This is a genomic window from Vibrio sp. YT-19(2023) (assembly GCF_033337395.1).
In genome coordinates this window covers 1-859 of the sequence record NZ_JAWOQN010000283.1, presented here as the reverse complement: position 1 = coordinate 859, position 859 = coordinate 1, and the positions used below count along the sequence as shown (strand labels likewise).

Annotated in this window: 1 pseudogene; it reads right to left on the bottom strand. The window is 44.1% G+C overall.

Annotated features, from left to right (window positions below):
* Positions 1–859 (bottom strand): annotated as a pseudogene (locus R7E78_RS25430) (RTX toxin); the annotation flags it as partial.

Here is an 859-nt window from a genome sequence, read left to right as displayed (position 1 = left end):
GGATTTTTTGTCCTGAGATTTCAGCGCTACCAATCGATGGCTTTGATGTGATCTTATCTAGCTTCAATGTGCTATTCGCATCCGATGAGTGGTCATTCGCCAGTACATCAATCGTAATACTTTCACCGCTTAATACAGTGACGGAATCCGTTTCAACCGTAATACCAGGTTTCGCCTGAGGTTTTTCTAACAAAGCAGCAAAAGGATAGTTACGGCCACGCCCTTCGCTTAATCCGCTCGTCTTGTACGAACTGGCATTTCCATAGAACTGCTTCTTTTTCTCTCCGTTAGACAAATAAGCGTCCAAGAATGAATAGCTGTATTCTGGCTTAGCGTTTTCTAGCTCAATGACCAACAACTGCTCACCTTCATCGATATCAAATGGCGATGCAAACATAACTCGACCACCAAACGTAGGAATCACCCCCGATGACACTTCAACTTGAGTGTCAACGTTAATAGACGCATTCCCCCAACGGTTTGTAGTCAGGTCATATTTAAACATGCGATAACGCATCTCGGAGTTTGGTAGGATTGGCTTAGCAAATAAGTAGAAACCAACCAAAGATTGGTAACCGTCGTTGTTTTCTAACCCAAACCCTATCGTATTGTTGCGGCTGTCTTCATACACGTACGTCCTTGAAAGTGACGTTATCCAAGCCGATTTATTCGTCGATGAAGGAATAGACGCTCGTAACGTGCCGCTTTGATCTGTACTGGCGATATCATTAATCGAGATATTGGTTTCCCGGCCACCGGTGATGAGTTTCAAAGAAGGAGTTGTATCATCCGAAATAGTTATCACATTGCTTGAGCCCGGGAACACATCACCTTGATCTGACCAACCACGAGTTTGTAG